Source organism: Paenibacillus sp. NPDC058174, from assembly GCF_042883865.1.
GTDB lineage: Bacteria > Bacillota > Bacilli > Paenibacillales > Paenibacillaceae > Pristimantibacillus.
The window spans coordinates 176,257-195,816 of record NZ_JBHVUY010000004.1; the positions used below are offsets into that span (position 1 = coordinate 176,257).

General features: G+C 50.8%; 15 protein-coding genes. 11 read left to right on the top strand and 4 right to left on the bottom strand.

All coding sequences use genetic code 11. The features are described 5' to 3' along the window. Positions 1–85: 85 nt before the first annotated feature. The 9 genes from ACFVVF_RS20025 (at position 86) to ACFVVF_RS20065 (ending at position 13,426) form a co-directional block, all read left to right on the top strand. Entirely contained in the window at positions 86–1,093 is a 1,008-nt protein-coding gene (locus ACFVVF_RS20025) for a LacI family DNA-binding transcriptional regulator (RefSeq protein ID WP_387813521.1), read from the top strand. A 699-nt stretch (positions 1,094–1,792) separates the two neighbouring features. After that, on the top strand, positions 1,793–2,791 hold the full coding sequence (locus ACFVVF_RS20030) for a LacI family DNA-binding transcriptional regulator (protein WP_387813524.1): 999 nt from the start codon (positions 1,793–1,795) through the stop codon (positions 2,789–2,791). A 15-nt stretch (positions 2,792–2,806) separates the two neighbouring features. Continuing rightward, positions 2,807–5,128: a helix-turn-helix domain-containing protein gene (locus tag ACFVVF_RS20035; protein WP_387813527.1), complete on the top strand. Its 2,322-nt coding sequence runs from the start codon at positions 2,807–2,809 to the stop codon at positions 5,126–5,128. Between the two features lie 255 nt (positions 5,129–5,383). Further along, positions 5,384–6,286, top strand: coding sequence for an ABC transporter permease (locus tag ACFVVF_RS20040; RefSeq protein WP_387813529.1), 903 nt, complete (start codon positions 5,384–5,386; stop codon positions 6,284–6,286). 12 nt (positions 6,287–6,298) lie between these two features. Continuing rightward, on the top strand, positions 6,299–7,240 hold the full coding sequence (locus ACFVVF_RS20045) for a carbohydrate ABC transporter permease (protein WP_387813531.1): 942 nt from the start codon (positions 6,299–6,301) through the stop codon (positions 7,238–7,240). Between the two features lie 71 nt (positions 7,241–7,311). Further along, complete coding sequence (locus ACFVVF_RS20050; RefSeq protein ID WP_387813533.1) at positions 7,312–8,892, top strand: extracellular solute-binding protein; 1,581 nt, start codon at positions 7,312–7,314, stop codon at positions 8,890–8,892. A 118-nt stretch (positions 8,893–9,010) separates the two neighbouring features. After that, the gene (locus tag ACFVVF_RS20055) at positions 9,011–10,420 is read left to right on the top strand and encodes a glycoside hydrolase family 30 protein (RefSeq protein ID WP_387813535.1); all 1,410 of its coding nucleotides are present in this window, start codon (positions 9,011–9,013) and stop codon (positions 10,418–10,420) included. Between the two features lie 169 nt (positions 10,421–10,589). Further along, positions 10,590–12,374, top strand: coding sequence for an HSP90 family protein (locus ACFVVF_RS20060; RefSeq protein WP_387813538.1), 1,785 nt, complete (start codon positions 10,590–10,592; stop codon positions 12,372–12,374). Further along, positions 12,371–13,426 carry a hypothetical protein gene (locus tag ACFVVF_RS20065; protein ID WP_387813540.1) on the top strand — a complete coding sequence of 352 codons (1,056 nt, stop codon included), beginning with the start codon at positions 12,371–12,373 and terminating at the stop codon, positions 13,424–13,426. The genes ACFVVF_RS20060 and ACFVVF_RS20065 overlap by 4 nt, the downstream gene beginning before the upstream one ends. A gap of 1,262 nt (positions 13,427–14,688) precedes the next feature. On the opposite strand, the gene ACFVVF_RS20070 is transcribed toward ACFVVF_RS20065, so the two are convergent. Both ACFVVF_RS20070 and ACFVVF_RS20075 read right to left on the bottom strand, forming a co-directional pair. Continuing rightward, positions 14,689–16,089, bottom strand: coding sequence for an aldehyde dehydrogenase (locus ACFVVF_RS20070; protein WP_387813543.1), 1,401 nt, complete (start codon positions 16,087–16,089; stop codon positions 14,689–14,691). Between the two features lie 199 nt (positions 16,090–16,288). Further along, positions 16,289–16,636, bottom strand: a complete 348-nt coding sequence (locus ACFVVF_RS20075) for a DUF1304 domain-containing protein (RefSeq protein WP_387814282.1) — start codon at positions 16,634–16,636, stop codon at positions 16,289–16,291. 126 nt (positions 16,637–16,762) lie between these two features. Here ACFVVF_RS20075 and ACFVVF_RS20080 point away from each other — a divergent pair, with 126 nt between their 5' ends. After that, the gene (locus ACFVVF_RS20080) at positions 16,763–16,999 is read left to right on the top strand and encodes a DUF6953 family protein (protein ID WP_387813546.1); all 237 of its coding nucleotides are present in this window, start codon (positions 16,763–16,765) and stop codon (positions 16,997–16,999) included. A gap of 57 nt (positions 17,000–17,056) precedes the next feature. Here the strand turns inward: ACFVVF_RS20080 and ACFVVF_RS20085 are convergent, their stop codons facing one another. Together ACFVVF_RS20085 and ACFVVF_RS20090 are read right to left on the bottom strand one after the other, a co-directional pair. Continuing rightward, positions 17,057–17,674 carry a cyclase family protein gene (locus tag ACFVVF_RS20085; RefSeq protein WP_387813549.1) on the bottom strand — a complete coding sequence of 206 codons (618 nt, stop codon included), beginning with the start codon at positions 17,672–17,674 and terminating at the stop codon, positions 17,057–17,059. A 14-nt stretch (positions 17,675–17,688) separates the two neighbouring features. Next, entirely contained in the window at positions 17,689–18,594 is a 906-nt protein-coding gene (locus ACFVVF_RS20090) for a LysR family transcriptional regulator (protein ID WP_387813552.1), read from the bottom strand. A 121-nt stretch (positions 18,595–18,715) separates the two neighbouring features. On the opposite strand from ACFVVF_RS20090, the gene ACFVVF_RS20095 reads away from it, so the two are divergent. After that, positions 18,716–19,465, top strand: coding sequence for an SDR family NAD(P)-dependent oxidoreductase (locus ACFVVF_RS20095; RefSeq protein WP_387813555.1), 750 nt, complete (start codon positions 18,716–18,718; stop codon positions 19,463–19,465). Positions 19,466–19,560 lie beyond the last annotated feature (95 nt).

Consider the following 19,560-nt stretch of genomic DNA (forward strand, 5'->3'; position numbering starts at 1 on the left):
TCGACTGTCCGGGCTTTTCTTGAAATCGATTTAATCATATAATGAAAGGAAAATATAGCTTTTTCGATAAAGGTTGATCCTAGTCATGGACAAGAAGATCGTAGATGTAGCCAAACGGGCCGGCGTTTCCCCGGCAACCGTATCGCGTGTTTTAAATGATAGCTCCCTCGTAAAGGAGCGCACGAAAGCAAAGGTGCTTGCCGCAATTAAGGAGATGGATTACCATCCGAATTCGGCCGCCAAGCATCTGCGCTCCCAGCGGACGATGATGCTCGGCGTCATCGTGCCGGATATCAATGTTTCCTATTTTGCGGAGATTATTAAAGGCATCGAGAATATGGCGTACGCCCGGAAATACAAAGTCATCATTTGCGATTCCGACAATAAGGCGGAGAAGGAGCAGGAGTATTTGGGACTGCTTCCGAACCGGGCAGTTGATGCGATGATTCTCGTAACGCCGCTGATAGACAATACGATATTGTACGAATATGCGGATAAAGGGCATACGATCGGCATTATCGGCAAGACGGTTACGCATGAACGGATTCCGACCTGCAAGACGGATAACGTGAAGTTCTCCTGCCAAGTGGTAGAGCATCTTATTGAACAAGGGCATGAGCAGATTGCGTATATCGGCGGATATCCCGACTCTATCGAAACCTATGAGCGGCTGGAGGGCTATATGAAGGCGCTCAAAGAGCATCATATTCCGTTTCGTCCGGGCTTGATCGATAACGGTGATTTTGAGGAGGAGGGCGGCTATGCCGCACTGCTGCGCCTTTTGGACACCAAAATGCCGATTACGGCAGTCTATGTAGCCAATGACGAGATGGCACTCGGTGTCTATAAAGCTTGCCGGGAGAAGGGGATTCGCATTCCGGAGGATCTGGCCGTCGTAGGCGTAGACAACAACCGGATTACGAAATATTTGCTTCCGCCGCTTAGCACGGTCGAGCAGCCAAAGTATACGATGGGCGCCATTATGGCGGAAAAATTGATCGATCGATTGACCGACAATGAATTCGAGGACAAGCATCAATTTGTGATCGACTCGGAGGTTATTATCCGGGAGTCTTCTGTCCGGAAAGCGTAGGGCAGCGGGAAGGTAGTAGAAGCTTGGCAATAAAGCAGCAGATAGGGTAGCTTAGGTAAAATCGGGAAAAGAGCCTGCGGCACATGGGATTAGACTGCCCCATAGCTGCGGGCTCTTTTTCGCAAGTTTCTGTAAGAGTGCAGAAGGCGCACGACCATGTGCAGACTGAAGACGCTTTTTCCCAGGGGGATGTTGGATTTGAGGGCTGCTTGTAGCCCTTTCCGGCAAAACAAAATGCAAAAGTGCAGTTTGATTAGCTGAAAAAGGCCGTTTATAGGCTTCAAAATGTAAATGTGCAGTTTGTTGGCCCCATTTTGCTCCAAATGAGCGATTATCGCCCGTTCAAAATGCACTTTCGCATTTTGAACGGTATTTCGGTGTTCAGCGACCGAAACAAAATGTACTTTTACATTTTGATGCAAGGGAATAGAATGCTTTAGGTACAGAAGCAGCCAGCAACAGAGTTAGGAATGTGTGCCCTAAGCACCAGCGGCAGAAATCATTTGTATACTTGGGAGCGTTAAGCAGAGGAGGAATGAACGCTAGATTTCAATACTAAGCGCATCATATCGAAGCTGCCCATGTAATCGTTTTTATTGTAAAACGTACTAAATCGCTACTTTTCTCCTATATTTTATTGTAATCGATTTCACTTCTGTTCTATAATGATGTATCGACCTATGGAAAGTGTGATCGCGAATGAAAGAAAGCAAGATGACCGATGTTGCACAATTGGCTAAAGTGTCGGTGGCGACAGTGTCCCGGGTGTTGAACGGAGGAAGCCTCGTTGGCGCTGAGACACGGGAAAAGGTGCTGAGCGCCGTCCGGCAGTTGAACTATACGCCCAATGCAATGGGCAAGCAGCTCCGCTCGCGGAAGACGATGACACTCGCTGTCGTCATCTCCGATATTCGCGTGTTCTATTACGCCGAAATCATTCAAGGCATCGAGAACATGGCAAACTCTCTAGGCTATAAAATATTAATTTGCGACGCTCAGAATCAGCTGAAGAAGGAGCAAGAATTTCTGTCGCTGCTTGTCAATCATACGGTAGACGGACTCATTCTTATAACGCCAAAAATGTCCGACAAGGAGATTGCGGCCGTCGCCGATAACGGCTATTCAATCGGACTTATCGGCAGAAACATCGATCATCCCAAGCTGCCTTGCTCGTACACTGACAACGCGAAGTTTGGCCAGCAGGTCATTGAGCATCTGGTGGAGCGTGGGCATCGCAAAATTGCCTTTATCAGCGGATATGCTGATGCGACGGACAGCTTCGGAAGGCTGGAGGGCTATATGAAAGGGCTGCGCGACGCCCGGCTGCCGTTCGTTCCGGAATTAATCGAGAACGGCGACTTTAACGAGGATCAAGGATATGAGGCTTTTATGCGGCTGCGGGCGAGGAACGAGGATTTCACTGCTGTATTTGCCGCCAATGACGAAATGGCGCTGGGTGTCTACAAAGCCTGCGCTGAGCTAGGGCTGGCGATTCCCGAGCAGATGGCCGTTGTAGGCGTGGACAATGTGAGACTGACGAATTACGTCAAGCCGCCGATTACTTCTGTGCAGCAGCCCCTGTATACGATGGGCGCTTTGCTGACAGAGAAGCTTATTGATCAAATGAATGACAACGTATGGGCCGACAAACGGCAGTTGAAGGTTGATTCCAGTCTGGTCATTAAAGGTTCATCTTAATGGGAGGGGAAGCAGATGGACAAGGATAATCGGTATTACGGGAAAATATTAGTGTTCACGACGGTGTCCATTTTTTTAACGATAACGATTCTTTCCAGCATCCTGTATTTCAGCTTCGAGCGGATTGCCCTCGACCAGTCGTATGATCAGACGATGAACAGCTTAGAGCAGACGACGCAGGAAGCGTCGGTCATGGCCGTGACAGCCGCTACGTTCGCGAAACAAATCTACAGCGATCAGCATATCGCCAATCTGCTCAATTTTCCCGACATCGGGGCGGTGGATATTGATACGGCGGTCAAGCAAATGACCAATTATCGCGAATCCTCGCCGTTTATCGATTCTATCTACGTGTATAACGCGATCTCGCGGACTTTTTTCGTCAGCTCGGATATGAGCGTGCCGACAGTGTTCGCGGAAAATGAGTTTTATGACAATGAGATGAGAGAGATGCTGAGCCATCTCAACGATTACGAGACGCTGATGCCGATTCCGCGCCGGCTGCTGATCGACGGGCTGGTCGGCAACATTGCGGAAAAGGAACGGGATACCTACACGTTCCTGCTCTACGACACGCTGACGCAAAACGCCCGCAAAAACGTCGTAGTCGTCAACATTAAGGAAACACAGCTTCATAAGCATATCGACGGATCGCTGGCGAATGATGCCAGCAACACGTTTCTGATTGATAAGGAAGGGCGGCTGGTGTCGAACAGCTGGACGCATCCTATGCTGATGGATATGAAGGGAACCTCTTATATCGACCGGGTGGTTAATGACCGGGATGAATCGGGCTATTTCTCAGAGCAAGTAGACGGCGTAAAGTCGCTCGTTACGTATACAGCTCCCGATTATCTGGGTTGGCGGTATATCCGCATCATTCCATACTCGACAATTACCGAAAGCATCGACAGCATGCGTTTGAAGACGATCCTGACAGGGGGCTCGATTCTGCTGGCAGGTCTGGCGCTCTCTTATATCGCTTCCCGGAGACTGTTCTATGGACTGAACAAGAAGCTTCTGCGGCTTGGCAATTTGGAAGAGGAATGGCGTGACAGCTTTCAAAAGATGCGTACTGCGTATTTGCGAGGGCTGTTGTCCGGCGACAGCCATAGCGACGCGGAACAGGCTCGCAAAACTTTCGATCGTTACCATATCGGCCTGAACCCGTCCGATCCAATGCGCGTTATTTTGTTCACGATAGACAATTACCGTCATTTTACCTCTGAATATTCAGTGGAAGACCGGAAGCTGCTCCGCTACGGCATTTTGAATATCGGACAGGAGCTGCTGCATGCGGGCGGTTATGTAACCGCTGCCGTAGATCTTGGAGACGACCGGGTGGCGATACTGGCTCAGTGCGGTCTCAGCGAGGAGGAAGGGGATTGTTCGACGATTCGCAAGGATGCGGCAGAAATTCAGACTGCGGTATCTCAGTATTTGAAGCTGTCGGTGACCATCTCGGCAAGCATGACGGGCAGCGGAGTGGATTCGGTGCACCGGCTGTGCCAGCAAGCGATTGAGGCTTCGTTCAACCGTCTGTTCAACGGCCCGGGCAGCTTTGTGGATGCAGAGACGGTCGAGCGGATGAAGGAGCGGCCTTACGAGTACCCGCTGCATAAGGAAAAGCAGCTTATCGACGAGCTGATGCTGGGACGCATACCGGAGGTTAAGCGGCTGTTCCATGAGATTGTCGGGGAAACGGCTGAATATTCCTATATGTCCTTTCAATTGGCGATTACGCATGTATCTCATGCGCTGCAAAACGCGATTCGAATAATCGGTCAGCATTCCTCCAAAGCAGGTGAGCCGGATTTGCCGCTGCTGAACTTATATATGCATGAACGAATGGAGTCGATGGCGGAGCTGAATGAGCGTTTTATAGCGCTGTTCGACCGGCTGGAGAAGCATATGGAGGAGAAGAAAAAGACGCGGCAGGATGATATGCCAGGTCGAGTCAAGCGGATGGTGGACGAAAGGTATGCAGATCCGAACCTGTCTCTCGATATGATTGCAGAGGAGCTAGGCATGTCGGCGACTTATATTGGACGGATTTTCAAGCAGCATACGTTCCAGACGATTCTGGGCTATATTCACGAGGTAAGGATGAACCGGGTGCGGGAATTGCTTATTGCAAGCGATGATTCCATCGGCGATATTGCCGAGCAGGCCGGGTTTGCCAACAATCCTTACTTCTATAAAGCGTTCAAAAAACATAACGGCGTGACGCCGGCGGAATTCCGCAAGGCTGGCAGGCTTCAACAAGACGGAGAGCAGCGCGTCGAGGTTGTCGGCAGTGCCGATGATGAGTTTTGGGAGCTGCAAAAGGAAGGCTGAGGGCGCTGCTCCCCGCCTTCTTTTTTTCACCCGTGAGGGCTGAAAACCGTTGATACGACTGGGCTGTGACGGAAAAAGAGAGCGTGTTCGAAAAAGGTTAGTCGCCGTTTGAAGCAAAAAGTGAGTGATGTCGGGGATGGTTAGTTGCCGGTTTTTCCCTCCTCCTCTACCATAGGTTTTGCAGCCGGCGTGATCGTCCGGAAGCAGCACATCAGCAACTGCACATAAAGAGGAGAGCAAGAGGGAGGCCGAAAAATGATCAAGGAAATAATGCGGAACAAAACGTTGTTCCTCATGATTGCTCCGACACTGCTGTTTTTTATCTTATTCAGCTACATTCCGATGGTAGGCGTGTATTACGCGTTCACCAAATTCGATTTTGACGGCGGATTATTCGGGAGCGAGTTTGTCGGGATGCAAAACTTTGCCTTTCTGTACAAGTCGGGCATTTTATGGAATCTAACTAAAAATACGGTGCTGTACAATATCGCTTTTATTATTGTGGGCAATGTGATGCAGATCGTTTGCGCGGTGTTTCTGGCGCAGCTGTCCAGCAAGTTTTTCAAAAAGACGGCACAATCGATTATGTTCCTTCCTTATTTCTTGTCCTGGGTATTGGTCGGAGCATTCGTCTTCAACCTGTTCTCGGATCTTGGCGTCGTCAATACGGTGCTGAAGCAAATCGGCTTGCAGCCGTATGACTTTTATATCGAGACTGCGCCTTGGAAATATATTATCGTCTTCTTTCATATTTGGAAGGGCATCGGCTATGGCACCGTCATTTATTTGGCGGCGATCATGAGCATCAGCGACGAATATTACGAGGCGGCGAAAATCGACGGGGCGAATATTTTTCAGCAGATCCGCAGCATTACGCTTCCGCTGCTAATGCCAACCTTCATTTTGCTTATCCTGTTCAGTCTTGGCGGCATCCTGAAGGGACAATTCGATTTGTTCTATCAAATCATCGGCAACAACGGCATGCTGTACGAGGCTACGGATATTATCGATACGTACGTATTCCGGTCACTGACTATTAACTTCGATATCGGCATGGGTACTGCGGCGGGCCTTTACCAGTCCTTCTTCGGCTTCGTTCTGATCATGACCGTCAATTACATCATCCGAAAAACGCGCGAAGAGTACGCGTTGTTCTAAGGGGGGAATTCAATGAGCTCTAATCGCCAAACCATGCCGCAGCAGTCTTCTCCTTCCTATAAAGTGACGAGGATAAAAGCGGACAGTGCAACCATTACTTTCAACGTCATCGGCTATTCGATGCTGACGGTTCTATCGCTTATCTGTCTCATTCCATTCTGGCTGATTGTGTCCGGTTCGTTCACGGACGAACTCGAAATTATCGCTGAAGGCTTCAAGCTGTTCCCGAACGCTTTATCGTTCGAGGCCTATAAATCGGTATTTTCCAATCCGGAGCAGATTTACCGGGCATACGGCGTGACGATCGGCGTCACGGTTGTCGGTTCGCTGCTGGGACTGCTCGTAACCTCAATGGCGGGCTACGTGCTATCGCGCAAAGACTTCGTTTACCGCAATAAGCTTTCGTTCTTTATCTATTTCACGACGCTATTCAGCGGCGGACTAATCCCTTGGTACATCATGATGACGAAGCATCTGGGGCTGAAGGACAGCTATTGGGCGCTCATTCTGCCGCCGCTCGTCAGCGCATGGAACATTATTCTGATGCGCAGCTTCATGAAGTCGATCCCGGATTCCATCGTGGAATCGGCCAAGATCGACGGCGCAGGCGATTTCCGCATCTACTGGAAGCTGATCATGCCGCTCTCGACACCGGGTCTCGCGACCATCGGGCTGTTCCTGGCGCTGGGCTACTGGAATGACTGGTTCAACGCCAACGTGTTCATTACTTCCGGCGACAAATATCCGCTCCAGTTCCTGCTGTACAAGATACTATCCAGCGCAGCTGTGCTGCAGACGAACAACGGCGCTTACCTGGCAGCCAATATCGTGCCGCCTACCGAGACGCTGAAGATGGCGGTTGCCGTCGTGGCGACAGGTCCTGTCATCCTGTTCTATCCTTTCGTTCAGCGGTATTTCGTGAAAGGGCTTACGATAGGCGCGGTTAAAGGTTAATAGAGTAACGGTTAGAACCGGGCAACCGGCTAACATAGATGATGGCAATTATAAATAAGGAGGAGTCGAATTTGAAAAAGAGAGTGAAATGGGTATCGCTTGTTCTTCTTCTGTCGCTTGTTCTCTCGCTGCTTGCAGCATGCGGAAGCAATAACAACAATAGCAGCAAGCCTAGTACAAACGGTGAGAAAAATGGAGATCCGGTAGCAACGAACAGCGGCAAAGAGGCCGAGGGCGAGAAATTGAAGAAGGTCAAGCTGACCTGGTATCTGGTTGGCGACGCGCACAAGAACCAAGATAAAATCGTTGCGGAATGGAACAAAATGCTGGAGAAGGATCTGAACACGACGGTTGACCTGAAGTTTACGACGTGGAATGACTGGCAGACGAAATACAACCTGCTGCTGACTTCCGGCGAGAAGATTGACATGATCTTTGCATCCAACTGGGCGGAGTTCTACAAGCTGTCCAAGCAAGGCGCATTCCTTGATCTGAAAGAGCTGCTGCCGAAGTACGCGCCAACGACTTGGGGCAACGTACCGAAGCAGGACTGGGAGTCGGTAACTGTGGGCGGCGGCATCTATGCAGTGCCGAACACGAACGCGGAATATACGCCAATCGGCTATGTGTACCGCGAAGACTGGCGCAAAGAGCTGAACCTGCCGGAGTTCACAGACGTGAATTCGATTGAAGCTTACATGGATGCCGTGAAGACGCAGAAAAAAGTAACGCCAATCAATGGCGCTGCATACGAGAACATTGCAACGCTGTTCCGCGCTTCGGTGGACTTCCAGCAAATTACGGGCGAGATCATCGGCTCGATGTCCTATGCGACACCTCGCGACATTCAAGTGCTTCCGTTCACGGACGAGTATGAGGCTTGGGTGAAGAAGATGAAAGTATGGGAAAGCAAAGGTTACTGGAACAAAAACTCGCTGTCTTCCAAACAGGAAGCGGGCGACTTCATTAAGACGGGCCAAGGCGCGCTGTACTGGCGTAACCCTTCGAGCGCAGGCGGCTTCATCAATGAAGTGAAGGCAAAGAGCTTGAACATGGAAATCGGCTACTTCCCGTTCAGCCGCTTCCACAACTATGTCATTCCGACGATTCCAATTGCAAACGGTATGGCGATTCCGAAAGCTTCGACGAATCCGGAACGTTCCCTGATGGTATTGGACAAATTGCGTAACGATCCAGCTTATTTCAATCTGATGACTTACGGTATCGAAGGCACGCACTGGGCAAAAGGCGAAGACGACAAAACGATCGTCATCCCGGCTCCTGGCGTGGACCTGAACGAAACTCCGCGTTATGACATCGCAAGCTGGGGCTGGCGTTATGAGCCGAACATGAAGAAGGAGAAAGGCGGCTGGGAAGGTCTGGACGTGCTGAAGGAAGAGTTCAAGCCGATCAGCAAACCGGATATTTTCGGACCAATCTCCTTGGACTACGAGCCGGTTAAAGCCGAGCTTGCAGCAGTCAACCAAGTGTTCGAGCAATACGGCAAGCCGTTGATGCTTGGTCTGACCAATGATGTCGATACTTCCTTGAAAACGTACCGCGATAAGCTGAAAGCGGCAGGCGTTGAGAAAGTTCTGGCATATGTACAAGGCGAAGCTAACAAATATTTTGACGAAAAAGGCATTCAATAATATAGCGGGATAGCATGATGCGGCTAAGCTGAATTTGGCTTAGCCGCGATGCTGTCTTCGCTTTATTGCATTTTTGTGCAGGCAGGCAGTAGACAGAGAAGAAAAAGGAGAGAGCGATATGAACAAGATAAACCATGCAGCTATAAATTCGAATACAAGCGATCATTCTGAGGTAGAGGTATGGTACAGCACTTCGCTGGCGCCCGGCGGCAGCCAGTGGTTCACTGGACCGCATGAGACGGAGCACAGGCTGAGCCAGCAGCCCGCACTTTCGTGGACAGCGCCCGAGGCCGCACAGTCGACTGCGCTGCTGGTGACGCCGGAGCATCGTTACCAGGAAATGCTGGGCATCGGCACTTCCATTGAAGAGACGACCATTCACAACTTGGCGAAAATGTCTCCGGATAAGCGGGAGCAGGTGCTGCGCCAACTGGTTGATCCGGAGGCAGGAATCGGACTGAACGTGATTCGTATAGCGATTGGCACGTCCGATTTCACGGCAGAGCCGTTTTATACGTATAACGATTTGCCGGAAGGCGAAACCGACTTCGAACTGGAACGGTTCACGATTGAGAAGGATATTGAGCTTTCGATTATTGCGACCATTCAGCAGCTGATCGCCATGGCTCCGGATGTGCGGATTTTTGCATCGCCATGGAGTCCGCCTGCATGGATGAAGACGAACGGCGATTTGAAGCGGGGCATGCTGAAGGAAGGGCATGCCTATACCGACGCGCTGGCTAAGTATTACCGGAAATCGATTCAAGCCTATGCGCAGCATGGTATTCCGGTGTATGCGATGACGATGCAAAATGAGCCGCTGCTGGAGACCGATTATCCGAGCTGCTATATGCCGCCGGAACGGCAGAAGGATCTGGCTGTTGCACTTAAGCGTGAGTTCGCGGCGCATGGACTGGCAACGAAGCTATGGATTTTCGATCATAATTTCATAGATGCAATGGGATATGTGACACCAATTCTGAATGATCCGGAAGGCTTTGCAGCGTCTGACGGCATCGCCCTCCATGATTATGAAGGATCACCGGAGGCGATGAGCGAGCTTCATGCCGCATACCCGGATAAACCGATCTACTTGACTGAGCGTTCAGTCTGGGGAACGGCGGGAGCGGACCGGATTGCGCAATATTTCCGCAACTACGCCTGCAGCTATAATGCTTGGGTGACGATGCTGGACAGCCGGATCGGCACGCATCAATGGCTGGGCACTCCCGGTCCGACTCTCTTTATCCAGGATGCGGATCAAGCGGACGTCAGCTGGGTAACGCCGGAGTATTACCTGCTCGGCCAATTCTCGAAGTTCATTCGGCGGGGAGCGGTAAGAGTCGGCAGTACGTATGGTTCTGCGGAGACCGTTACCAATGTGGTATTCCGCAATCCGGATGGCGAATTCATTGCCATTGTCATCAATCAGAGTGAAACTTTGCAGCCGTTCCGCGTGTTATGCGGGGGCCGGCAATTCGCGGACAGTCTTCCTGCGAATACGGTAGGCACTTACCGCTGGAAGTAACGAGGATCACAGTAGAGAAAGCTTCCCCATGAGCGCGAGAATCGCGTCGGAGGGAAGTTTTCTTTTTTATATTCGTAAAGAAAAATAAGTAAATAAAGCAGGTGAAGGCGTGAAAAAAATAGAATTATAGAGCATACATCATTATATTAAGACATATTAGAGGTATTATATGGAAAATATGAATTTTCAAGTGAACCTTCAAGGTATTATTGACTTGCTTTCTAACCATCTCTACTCCGATCCGGGTGTGTTTATCCGAGAGCTGCTGCAAAACGGTGTAGATGCAATAACGGCTAGAAGAAAGCTCGGCCATCTGTATGAGGAGAAAGTAACAGTCGAACTGTTCCCGTCTTCGCATACCTTATCCTTTCAAGATAATGGAGCGGGTCTTACGCAGCAAGAGATCGAACAATTTCTCGCGCGTATTGGAAGCACCACGAAGAAGGATGATTTGGATGCAGCCGATGATTATATCGGTCATTTTGGCGTAGGGCTGCTCGCTTGTTTCGTTGTGAGCGATGAAATTATACTGATTACGCGCTCCGCAGCAGATGGGGACTCGCTTGAATGGCGGGGCAAGCCGGACGGTACATATGCAGTCAAAAAGCTGAAGCAGCAGGCCCAGATCGGTACTACGATCTATTTGAAAGCGAAGGCGGAGTATGAGGAGTATTTCCAATATGATACGGTTCGTGATCTGCTGACGCGATATGGTCAATTTTTGCAGACGCCAATCTATTTGACCGAAGGCAGACATGAGGAGTGGATTAATGAAGCGATGCCGCCCTGGACACTTGATCGGGAGGGTGCGCTGGACTATATCGAGCGTTCGGCCTATTACAAGGCAATGGATGTCATTCCGCTCCGCTCAGCGATTGGCGGTGTAGAGGGCGTTGCTTACATCCTGCCTTACGCCGTTAGTCTTCAGGACGAGAAGCGGCATCAGGTCTATTTGAAGAACATGCTGCTTTCTGATAAAATGCCGACGATTTTGCCGCCTTGGGCCTTTTTCGTCAACGGCATATTGAATGCTGACAGCTTGCGGCCTACTGCTTCCCGTGAATCGGTTCAGGAGAATGATTTGTTTTTCCTGGTCAGGGACGAGCTTGGTAATTGCATCAAGCAGCATCTGATCGGGCTGTCGGAGACGGACCCGGAGCTGCTAAAGCGGATTATACTCATTCATTATGCTTCGCTAAAGGCGATGGCGGTCGAGGACGAGGAGCTTTATGAGCTGGTTATTCGTTATCTCAATTTCGAGACCTCCTATGGAGATATGACGATGTCGGAGATACTCTCCGGCCATTCGGAAATTCTGGTTACGACAACGCTGGATGAGTTCCGGCAGATTGCCCGCGTTGCAAGATCGCAGGGGATGATGGTCATCAACGGCGGATATGTGCATGATTTCGAGCTGGTACGCAAGCTTCCGGACGTTTCGGAGGAGACAAGCGTCTCTGTTCTTGATATTTTGACGATTGCGAACCGCTTTGAGCTTTTGGAGCGCGAGGAGCATAAGGCGTTGGAGCCGTTTCTTGATTTGGCCGACGCCTTGCTGGAGCGATTTCAATGCCGCTGTTCGGTTAGATGGTTCGAACCGGCCGACATTCCGGCTTTATATACGATCAATGAGGAGGTCAACCTCTTCAAGCTGGCGGATGACAGCGAACGGGAAGCTAATGCGCTGTTTGCCAGCATTGTTCAGGTCATCCGGCAGGAGCTGTATGATGAGCCCTATGCGCGGCTTTGTTTTAACTATAACAATCCGATTGTCCGCAAAGCGGCCGCTTCCGGAGATACAGAGCTGCAAAAGGTTTGCATTGAGCTGTTCTATACGCAGGCGCTTCTGATGGGCAATCATTCGATGAATGCGGAGGAGCTTCGGCTAATGAATGAATCGCTGCTGCATTTTATGAACAGGGGCTTGGACGAGGCAAACGGAGGGGAACGATGAAGCAGCGTTATTACGGATTGCGTCGGGAAATCTGGTCGATGCCCGACGACAAGCGGAAGCTGGCTGTTTTGGAGGAAGCGATCCGCATTGCCGATCAATACATGACAGAGAGCGATGCTTATGATGTAAGAATGGACTATTCCGCTGCGGTGCTGGAATGCGGTTGTCCGGAGCGTTTGTTCATCTCGTTCTCTTGGTGTCTGGCTAAGTTCGAGCAGAACCCCGGGCAGTATTCCAGCTACAGCATTATGTGGCATTACAAATGGGTGCTGAATCAGATTTGGCGGCTGCCGCAGTTCAGCCTGGAGCAGATCGAGGCGGTATTCGCGGATTTTGAGAGGAAATGCAGGCAGTACGGGTATACGCTGCGGGCCTATTATCAGCAAAAGGTTAACTTTCTGCTGTCTCAAGGCCATTTGGAGGAAGCAGCTACTTATCATAAGCAGTGGAAGGAGACTCCGCGTGATTCGCTGTCCGATTGTCTGGCCTGCGAGCAGAACCTGTTCGGTGAGTACTACTTTCGCATCAACCATCTGAAGCGGGGCATGCAGACGATCAAGCCGATTCTGGATGGCAGACTCAGCTGCCGTTCCGTTCCCCAGACAACGTACAGCAATATGATCGTGCCGCTGTTGAAGCTTGGCGAGTTCGACCGGGCAATTGATATTGCGAAACGGGCGTTCCGCTCTATCGAGGGACCTTCCTACTTGCCGGAATATGGCGTGTTCATGGAGTTTTTTACGGTAACGGACATGCCCAAGGCGGTCAAGCTGTACGAGCGAACGATTCAGCTTGGACTGGACAGCAAGCTGCCGTGGGACCGATTCCAATACTTGCTGTCCGTCCGCTTGTTCCTCCAGCAATGGTCGAAGAGGAAGCGCCGCAAGAAGCTTGCTGAGTCTGACAAGGTTACGCTCGCTTGGCTGGATGAGGAAATAGGTGCGCTCGCAAAAGCCTTTAACGATCGCAACGGCAACGACTATATGCATCGCTTCATTGCCGAGAAGGAGCAGAACATCAGCCGCTTGCTGAACAAAATTAGCGGCGGCTGATTGGTGCAGCTTGGCGTCGCTGCACTGCGCGCCCCGGGGCGGGGCGTGATGTGAGTCCGCACGATGGGGCGAGTGCGCGGCGGCAGTTCGCGCACAGCTCGTCGCTAGCGCTCGAAGGTTAGCGAAGCGCCTTCGCAAAATAACGAAGGTAGGTGCGCTAGTGAGAGATTAGCGAAGAGACTTCGCAAAATAGTGAAGGCAGGTGCGCTAACGAGAGGTTAGCGAAGTACCTTCGCAAAATAACGAAGGCAGATTCGCTGTAGAGTTGCAGCGAGAGCATCGCCTTAGCTACAGCGAACTAAATTTCGCTAACCGTGAACCTAGGTTCATGAGTAGCGAAGCTAGGTTCGCTATCATGCTAGCCGAAGCTGGATTGACCGCCGCGAGCGAAGTTTGGTTCGTTAAACAGCGAAGCTGGTTCGCTAACGGGGGAAGCGGGAAATCTGAAGTGCGAGTGTACTTGCCAGCAGGAATGAACTGAGGAGCCTGATCTAACTTATCGGTAGAGATAAACTGGGGAGCGCGAAGTAACTTATCGGCAGGGATGAACGGAGGAACTCGAAGTTACTTATCGGCAGGGATGAACGGAGGAACTCGAAGTTACTTATCGGCAGGGATGAACGGAGGAACTCGAAGTTACTTACCAGCAGGGATGAACGGTCGAGTTCGAAATTACTTGCCAAGCAGAGATGGACTGTCGTGCTCCAACTTAGATCCCAGCAGGGAAAGAACCTTCGGTGCGAAAAGTAACCTTGAATAATGCGTATTGACCGGACAAATGGGAAGCAGCTTGCGCCGTGCACTAGGCTAGATTTAGCGAAGCGCCTACGCAAAATAACGAAGGCAGATTCGCTATAGAGATGTAAAAAGAACATCGGCCTAGCTACAGCGAACTAAATTTCTCTATCCGTGAACCTAGGTTCATAAGTAGCGAAGCTGGATTCGCTATCATGCTAGCCGAAGTTGAATTGACCCCCGCGAGCGAAGTTTGGTTCGTTAAATAGCGAAGCTGGTTCGTTAATGGGAGACGGATGAGATGCGAAGCTGCGTAGGAGCAGGGATGTACTGCTAAACCCGATGATCTTCCCAGCAGGGATAAACTAACAAACCAATGTAACTTGCCGGCAGAGATAAACAGTCGAGCTCGAAATTACATGCTAGCATAGCGCAACAATTAGGCTCCAAACGCCCTAAACAAGGCAATCCCCCAGCAGTTCTAGCTGGGGGATTGCCTTGTTTACCTTCGTTCTTTTGTCTTCTACCTATTTCAGCAGCCTTTTGATCCACTTCAGCCTGTCGTTGTAAGGTGGGAACAGAATGGTGATATCCAGCAGCGTGCTTTTTTTCAGGATGCTTTTCTGATGGGAGAATTGGTCGAAGCCGTGCTTGCCGTGGTAGGTGCCGATACCGGAATTGCCGATGCCGCCAAAAGGCAGATAAGGGTTGATGATGTGCGAAATGGTATCGTTGACGCAGCCTCCTCCGAACGAGATCCGGCTCAGCACCTCCCGCTCCACACTGCGGTTCTCCGTGAACACGTAAAGAGCGAGCGGCTTAGGCCGCGCATTAATGCCGTTAATCGCTTCCTCCAGATCCTGATACTCCATAATGGGCAAAATCGGGCCGAAAATCTCTTCCGCCATCGCCGCGTCTTTCCAGCAAGCTGAATCGAGCAGCGTGGGCTCGATATACAGATCATCCCTGTCGACTGTGCCGCCATAGCGGATGCCAGCCCGATCCTGCTCCAGTATGGCCGCCAGTTGATCAAATCTCCTCGTATTGACGATCCGGCCGTAGTCACGGCTGGCAGCGGCATCCGTTCCGTAAAAGCCGGAAATCGTCTCTTTCAGCTTGGCGATCAGCTGCTCCTTAATGTCGGCATGCGCGAGAATATAATCCGGGGCGATACAGGTCTGGCCCGTATTCATAAATTTGCCCCAAGCGATCCGCTTGGCTGCCAAATCCAGATTGGCGGAGGCGTCGACGATGACGGGGCTTTTGCCGCCCAGCTCTAGAATGACTGGCACAAGATTTTTGGCTGCAGCAGCCATGACGATTTTTCCGACAGCGGTGCTCCCGGTAAAGAAGATCAGGTCAAAAGGGGCATTGATGAGGAGGGAGGTTACCTCCTTCTCGCCTTCCACGACACGAATGTAAGCGGGATCGAAGGTTTCACCGATCAGCCGGGCGATAACTGCGGACACATTCGGCGTTAGTTCCGAAGGCTTCAGCAGTGCGCAGTTGCCTGCAGCGATTGCGCCGATCAACGGCTCCATGCAAAGCTGGAAGGGATAATTAAAAGGGCTAATAATTAAGACCGTGCCATAAGGCTCCGAGCGGATAGAGCTGGTTGAGGGCATGAGTACAAGCGGCGTTTTAACCCTGCGGGGCCTCGTCCAGCGCTTCAATTGTTTAGCGGTGTGCCGGATGCTGTCCAGCGCAAAACCAATTTCAGTGGCATACGCTTCGAAATCGCCTTTCCGCAAGTCCCGGTAAAGCGCTTCCGTAAGCTGCGGTTCAAACTTTTGGATAGCGTCGCGAAGCTTAAGCAGCTGTGCGATCCGAAACTTCACATCTTGTGTGGTCCCGGCGGCAAAATATCGCTTATGCTCCTCTATCGCTTGCTGAACACGATCTGCATCTATCGTTGCGGTTGCGGTCATCAACAGCCCTCCTTGTCATTATTTTCTAATTTTATTGTGAGCGAAATGAAGGGCTTTGACAAGTAGAAACCATTATTTGCGCCTGCAAATATAAAACTGAAGGGTTACAAAAGAAAAAAAGCACCCCGCTTGTTAGTTGTGTCCAACCGGCAGAGTGCTGATCTATAGGGAGCCAGAAGGCTCCCTCACTATGGCTAGCTCACAGCCACAATACACAAACTAGGGCGATTAATGCAGGCAGTCCTTGGACGAGCAAAATCGATTTTTTGGCAGTCAATCCGCCGAACAGAGCGGCAACCAGCACGCAGCCCAGGAAAAAAATCTCGATATGCTGGCCGATATCCGCATTCGGATACAGCAAGCCCCAGATAAGGCCAGCGGCAAGAAAGCCGTTGTACAGCCCTTGATTGGCAGCGAGTGATTTGGACATTTCCGCTTGTTCGGCGGTCAGTCCAAAGGTGCGGAGCGTGCGCGGAGCCGTCCAGCGGAACATTTCGAGATACAAAATGTAAAGATGCTCAATAGCGACAATAGCGACTAAAATCATCGGCAGCAATAAAATCCCTCTTTTCGAACGAATGGTAGTAGATCGAGCAATTCACTTCGTTGCTATTTAATAGGTCTTGCATTATGCTTAAGCTTCCTTAAAGGTGAAGAAGGAGGCGAATCAGCCATGGAAATAACGGAACAGCAGATTGCCGAATGGATGGTGGAAGAAATCAGATCGAAGGGGAATCTCCATCAGAGCGACGCCATCGACTACGTCAAAGCCCATTTCGGAGAAGCCTTCGTCTTCGTCAACGAGAAGGGCAATCCCTCTCTGTCGAAGGAAGTGAAGAAGGCGTTCCGCAAGCTGCATAAAGGAAGAATAGCCTGGGACCGGGACGGCTTTTTCTGGGCATGGACGTAAGGATGAAAGGATCGGTACAGAGGCTTGCTTGAAGCCTGGGGACCGGTCCTTTTTTCATCAAGTTAGCGAACGAGCGACCACCCGGGCAACCGAAGAATCCGCATCGATATGCAGAGGAAGCGCAATAACCTCAAACGGACCGGCATCCAGCAGCTGTTCCGCATTGGCTAAATTCTCGATCAGGAAAATTTGTTCCCGGAACAAAATCCGATGCACCTCAAACGGATACTGATCCGGAGAAGGCGTGTCCAAGCCGACCATCTTTGCTTGCTTGCGTACCATAAGCTTGGCGAAGCCCTCTGTCAGAACCGGATATTGGTCAAAATAACCCGGGCTCCCGTATTGCTTGCCATGTCCGGTGAGCACAATAACGATATCATTCGGCTGAATGAGTGCCTCGTATTCCGGCCTCGCATCAATGACGCTCTGGCCTCTTACATCCAGCAGACAACCCCGGCCGATAAATCTGTCGACCTGAAACTCGTTAATTCGATTATCGATGTCGAGCAAATGCATCGGGCCGTCGACGTGAGTGCCAGCATGCATGTTGATCGTCAGCAGATGGTTGTTGTAGCCGTCTTTCGCGAATTGCTTGGCATGCTCCAGTTCCGTTGCCGTATCGCCGGGATATACGGGCATACCAGTACGAATAGGATGAGACAGATCAATCAGCATGTATCCATTTTCACCTAACCTTCCTTCAGCTCATGATTAAGCCGCTTAATAAACAACTGTGACGCTGCTGACAGCGTCGCTTCAGCTGAGCTGATCCAGCCTAGCTGAAAGGGCCGATTGCCAGGCATGTCGAGCTGCAGCAGGACGAGATCGGACCCTATCGACTGCGTATTAAAGGAGAAGTCTAAGCCTACCGTGACCGCTAGGTTATCGACGACCGATTTTTGAATAGCGACAAGGTTGTTCGTATGGAACACGACTTGAAACGGCCCGTAATCCTGTTCCAGCTGCTCAATGAAAAACTTCAAATAATCGTCCTTGTACAATACGATTGGAAGCTGCATTAATTCGTGAGGCGTAATCGACTTGCGCAGCGCAAGCGGCGATTGTTTGCTTACACCAACGACCATCCGCCCTTCCAGCAGCTTGCCGAAGGATAGATTGCCATGTTTGCTGAGCATGTCCTCGTACAAAATAATGAGGCCGATATCCGCCCGATGCTGCAGTACATCGTCCATAATCTCTCCCGTGCTCTTCTCCGTCATTTCCATTTCGATATGCGGATAATCCCGCTTGAAGCTGATGATCGTACGAATAAGCAAAGACAATGGACCCGGAATAGCGGCCATGCGCAGCTCGCCTCGTTGAATACCGGTGAACAGCTGAGCCTCCTGCTTCAACTCCTGCAGCTTTTGCAGCACCTCGACTGCTTTGTCTACAATGGCTTGCCCTTCCACCGTAGCTGCCGCTCCATTGCGGGATCGGGCAAACAAGGTAACGCCAAGCTCCGCTTCCAGATTGGAAAGTGACTGGCTGACAGCGGACAGCGTGACATGACAGTTCTTCGCGGCTTGAGTAAGCGAGCCCGTCTTCGCCACTTCGACGATGAACTCCAGCTGCTCCAAATGAATAATATTCACGTCCCTTAATTCAGTTCTGCTTAAGTTACACCTAATTAAGTATAAATATACTTAATAATTAGACGGGATTACAATAGGGTTGTAAATATTTTTTTCTTCATAACAGAGGAGGTTCTTATAGATGGATACAAAACGGGTTGCAGTCATTACAGGCGGAGCAAGCGGTATCGGCAGAGAGGCAAGCCTGCTGTTCGCAAGCAAAGGCGACCGTGTCGTTGTTGCAGATTTCAACGAAGCGGGCGGACAAGAAACAGTTGACCGGATTACCGAGGCTGGCGGCGAAGCGACGTTTATCCAGGTCGACGTCTCGGATCAGGCGGCAGTTGAGGCGCTGGTAGAGCGTACAGTTGAGGTGTACGGGCGTATCGATGTCATGTTCAACAATGCAGGCATTGGCGGAGCGGGGCCTGTACTGAGTCAGAACATGGATTTGTATCATAAAACGATTGCTATCAACCAGCATGGCGTTGCCTACGGCATCATCGCAGCAGGACGCAAAATGAAGGAGCTTGGCATTAACGGCGTTATTATTAATACGGCCTCTGTCTTCGGTTTCCTGGCATCGCCGGGTACGTTTGCTTATCACGCTACGAAAGGCGCTGTCATTATGATGAGCAAATCGGCCGCTTTGGAGCTTGCGCCGCATGGCATTCGTGTCGTAGCGGTTGCGCCAGGCGCAGTCGATACGCCAATTATTCAAGGCTATAAGGATAGCGGAATGCTGGACAGCATGCGGGCGAAAGTAATGGGCGGAGAATTGACGAAGCCGGAAGCTGTGGCCAAATCGGTCTATCTCGTATCTCTTCCGGAAGCTGAAGCGATTACAGGCAGTGTCGTAATGGTCGATCAGGGCTACGCTTCTTTCAAATAATTGACAGCTGATATACAAGGACATTTCGGGCGAGGATATTTTCCTCCCGGGATGTCCTTTTACTTTTGACCGCTGATTTATTCTTATGGTAAACT

Excerpts from the sequence above, each read along its gene's own strand:
- ACFVVF_RS20070 (WP_387813543.1), bottom strand. The coding sequence starts at position 16,089 with ATGACCGCAACCGCAACGATAGATGCAGATCGTGTTCAGCAAGCGATA.
- ACFVVF_RS20035 (WP_387813527.1), top strand. The coding sequence starts at position 2,807 with ATGGACAAGGATAATCGGTATTACGGGAAAATATTAGTGTTCACGACG.
- ACFVVF_RS20080 (WP_387813546.1), top strand. The coding sequence starts at position 16,763 with ATGGAAATAACGGAACAGCAGATTGCCGAATGGATGGTGGAAGAAATC.
- ACFVVF_RS20040 (WP_387813529.1), top strand. The coding sequence starts at position 5,384 with ATGATCAAGGAAATAATGCGGAACAAAACGTTGTTCCTCATGATTGCT.
- ACFVVF_RS20095 (WP_387813555.1), top strand. The coding sequence starts at position 18,716 with ATGGATACAAAACGGGTTGCAGTCATTACAGGCGGAGCAAGCGGTATC.
- ACFVVF_RS20085 (WP_387813549.1), bottom strand. The coding sequence starts at position 17,674 with ATGCTGATTGATCTGTCTCATCCTATTCGTACTGGTATGCCCGTATAT.
- ACFVVF_RS20025 (WP_387813521.1), top strand. The coding sequence starts at position 86 with ATGGACAAGAAGATCGTAGATGTAGCCAAACGGGCCGGCGTTTCCCCG.
- ACFVVF_RS20055 (WP_387813535.1), top strand. The coding sequence starts at position 9,011 with ATGAACAAGATAAACCATGCAGCTATAAATTCGAATACAAGCGATCAT.
- ACFVVF_RS20065 (WP_387813540.1), top strand. The coding sequence starts at position 12,371 with ATGAAGCAGCGTTATTACGGATTGCGTCGGGAAATCTGGTCGATGCCC.
- ACFVVF_RS20045 (WP_387813531.1), top strand. The coding sequence starts at position 6,299 with ATGAGCTCTAATCGCCAAACCATGCCGCAGCAGTCTTCTCCTTCCTAT.
- ACFVVF_RS20030 (WP_387813524.1), top strand. The coding sequence starts at position 1,793 with ATGAAAGAAAGCAAGATGACCGATGTTGCACAATTGGCTAAAGTGTCG.
- ACFVVF_RS20075 (WP_387814282.1), bottom strand. The coding sequence starts at position 16,636 with ATGATTTTAGTCGCTATTGTCGCTATTGAGCATCTTTACATTTTGTAT.
- ACFVVF_RS20060 (WP_387813538.1), top strand. The coding sequence starts at position 10,590 with ATGGAAAATATGAATTTTCAAGTGAACCTTCAAGGTATTATTGACTTG.